We start from the raw sequence: 2,925 nt of genomic DNA, 5'->3' as shown, positions 1-2,925 counted from the left end.
TGTTCTATACCGACGGCATCACCGAGGCACGCGCCCCCACGACCGGCGCCTTCTTCCCCCTGCTGCCCGCGGCCGAGGCCGCGTTCGCCCACACGTCACTCGACGAGGCGCTGACCGATCTCGCCGACCGGGTCCGGGACTGGACGCGATCGACGCTGAACGACGATGTGGCGCTCCTGGCGGTCGAGGTTCCCGGACCGACCCGGCACGCCGGCCCAACCCGACGATCGGATGATCACTGAGAGCTGTCGGCGACCCCCTTGGCCAGCCGGTCCGCCCGCTCGATCCGTTCGTCGATCTCGTCACGGAAGGCCACCAGCCGGCTGATTTTCTCGTCAATCTCGACGCGGAGCCTCCGGTAGGCCGACGTGCCCTCGGTCAGCAGCCGGATGCGGTCCGCGTCGTCGGACGCCGCGTGGTACTCCTGCCGGACCTGGGCGAGACGATCCTCGTAGGCGAGGATCGTGCGGATCTCGTCCAGGTTGAAGCCGAGCAGCGTCTGCAGCTCGCGGATGCGCCGCACCCGGGCGAGGTCGGAATCCGCGTACAGCCGGTTCCCGCCCAGGGTGCGCCCGGACGGGGTGAGCAGCCCCACCTCCTGGTAATACCGCAGGGCCCGCACCGAGACGCCCAGTTCCTGCGCGGCCTGACCGATCCCGCGCAGGTCACGAGCCGCATCCTTGACCGCGCTCTTGGCCGCGCTCTTGACCGGGCTCTTGGCCGCGTCGCCGTCCCGCACCAGGCAATTGTTCCGCACGGCGCCATCGGCCCGCACGGCGCCATCGGCCCGCACGGCGCCATCGGCGGCTCTGATCATCGACGTCAGGGCCTTTCTCACGCTCGGCCTAGCCCGCGGCCTATCGCTCGGCGGCCAGGGGGCTGCTCGAAAGAGCGCTCCCGGCACCGTCCTCCATCGCCGCGATGTCGCCCGCGCCGGCCAGCCCCTCGGCCGTCTCTTCGAGCAGCGGACGGCGCACGTGCGGCCGCTGCTTCCCGCGCAGCCAGGAGAAGCCCGCGGCGACCAGGCAGGCGACGGCGGCGAAGGCGAAGGCGAGGCGCAGACCGTCACCGAACGGCCCGGAGATGAGGTTCGGGAAGAAGGTGTGCCCGGTGAGGAAGTCGGCCTTCGCCGGGTCGAGCTGCGACAGGGTGTCCGGGCCGAGCAGTCGCTCGGTGGGGTTGTACCCGAGGAACGCGGCGAACAGGCTGCCGATCGGCGGCAGGTTCGCCAGCTCGTGCGCCTTCGCCGGGGAGACGCCCTGCCCGACAAGCCCGGAGTACATGGCGTCCGGAAGGCTGGCGGCCAGCCCGAGCGCGATGATGGTGAAGAAAACACCGATGGACAGCACGCTGGCCGAGTTCTGGAACGTGTTGAGCATGCCGGCACCGGCACCGCGCTGGTTGGGCGGCAGGGTGTTCATCACGCTGCTGGTGTTCGGCCCCGCGAACAGGCCCATGGACAGGCCCATCAGCAACAGGATCAGCGCGAACCACGGATAGTCGAAGTCGATGGGAATGGCGTCGAACAGCAGGAACGCCACCGCCGTGATCACCAGTCCCAGGGTGGCGAACGGACGCGCACCGTAGCGGTCCGCGAACCGGCCGGCCAGCGGCCCCGCCACCAGGAATCCGACGGTCACCGGAATCAGGTAGATGCCGGCCCACAGCGGGGTCTTCTCGAAGCTGTAGCCATGCAGCGGCAACCAGATCCCCTGCAACCAGATAATCAACATGAACTGCAGACCACCACGGGCGAGCGCGCCGAGCAGAGCCGCGATGYTGCCCATGGTGAAGGTCCGGCTCCGGAACAGGTCCAGGCGGAACATCGGGTCGGCGGAGCGCAGCTCGATGACGACGAAGCCGATCAGCACCGCGAGACCACCGAACAGGCAGCTCAGCACGAACGGCTTGGTCCAGCCCATCGTGTGACCGCCATAGGGCTGCAGCCCGTAGACGATGCCGGTCAGGATCGCGATGAGGCCGACCGCGAACGTGATGTTGCCGGCCCAGTCGATCCGGGCCTGGGTGCGCGCCCCGTTGTCGCGCAGCTTCAGGTAGGCCCAGACCGTCCCGAAGATGCCGAACGGCACCGAGACAAGAAAGACCAGATGCCATTCGACCGGCGCCAGCAGACCGCCGATCAACAGCCCCAGAAATGATCCGACGATCGCCGCGACGCCGTTGACCCCCAGGGCGAGCCCGCGTTCGTCCTCCGGGAAGGCGTCAGTGATGATCGCGCTGGAGTTGGCGAAGAGGAAGGCACCGCCCACGCCCTGCAGCACCCGCATGATGATGATCCACCAGGYGGCTGCCGTGCCATGCATCCAGGTGACGGCGAGCAGGATCGAGAACAGCGTGAAGATCGCGAAGCCGAGGTTGTACATCCGCACCCGGCCGAACATGTCGCCGACCCGCCCCAGACTCACCACGAGCACCGAGGTGACCAGCAGGAATCCCATCAGGATCCAGAGGAAGTACGAGGTGTTCTCCGGTGCGAGCGGGTCTATCTCGATTCCCCGGAAGATATCCGGAAGGGCGATGAGAAGAATCGAACTGTTGATCGTCACCATCAGGATGYCAATGGTCGCGTTCGACAGCGCGATCCACTTGTAGTTGTCCGGACCGGGCCGGGCCAGGACCTCGTCGGCCTCAAGCGACAGGGTGCCGGCGGCGGTGTCGGAAGTCGTCACCGCACGAAGGTAGCGCCTCTATCTAACGTCAGCGGTAGATGTGACATGGTTCATAGCGGCCGGAGGCCGATATACGCCGTTGTGGGCGTCGGCTTCGCGACCGGGGATCAGGGCTCCGGCACGTTCGCGCTTTGGTGTGATCGTGGCCGTGCGTCCTGGGTGGCGCTGATCGCGTGATCGATCCAGGTGTTCGTTGTTCTGGCCTGCTGGGCGGTGCCCTGGCCGGTTCTGTCAG

General features: G+C 67.6%; 3 protein-coding genes. 1 reads left to right on the top strand and 2 read right to left on the bottom strand.

The features are described 5' to 3' along the window. A partial coding sequence (locus KBI5_RS20600; protein WP_157902561.1) for a SpoIIE family protein phosphatase occupies positions 1–242 on the top strand: 242 nt, incomplete at its 5' end. Here KBI5_RS20600 and KBI5_RS20595 read toward each other — a convergent pair. Further along, positions 236–817 carry a MerR family transcriptional regulator gene (locus tag KBI5_RS20595; RefSeq protein ID WP_011435994.1) on the bottom strand — a complete coding sequence of 194 codons (582 nt, stop codon included), beginning with the start codon at positions 815–817 and terminating at the stop codon, positions 236–238. The genes KBI5_RS20600 and KBI5_RS20595 overlap by 7 nt on opposite strands. Before the next feature lie 40 nt (positions 818–857). Further along, entirely contained in the window at positions 858–2,690 is a 1,833-nt protein-coding gene (locus tag KBI5_RS20590) for an MFS transporter (protein WP_085016175.1), read from the bottom strand. Positions 2,691–2,925 lie beyond the last annotated feature (235 nt).

Source organism: Frankia sp. KB5, from assembly GCF_002099325.1.
GTDB classification, from domain to species: Bacteria; Actinomycetota; Actinomycetes; order Frankiales; family Frankiaceae; genus Frankia; species Frankia casuarinae.
The sequence above is the reverse complement of the archived record's forward strand: the minus strand, read 5'-3'. Positions and strand labels throughout refer to the sequence as shown.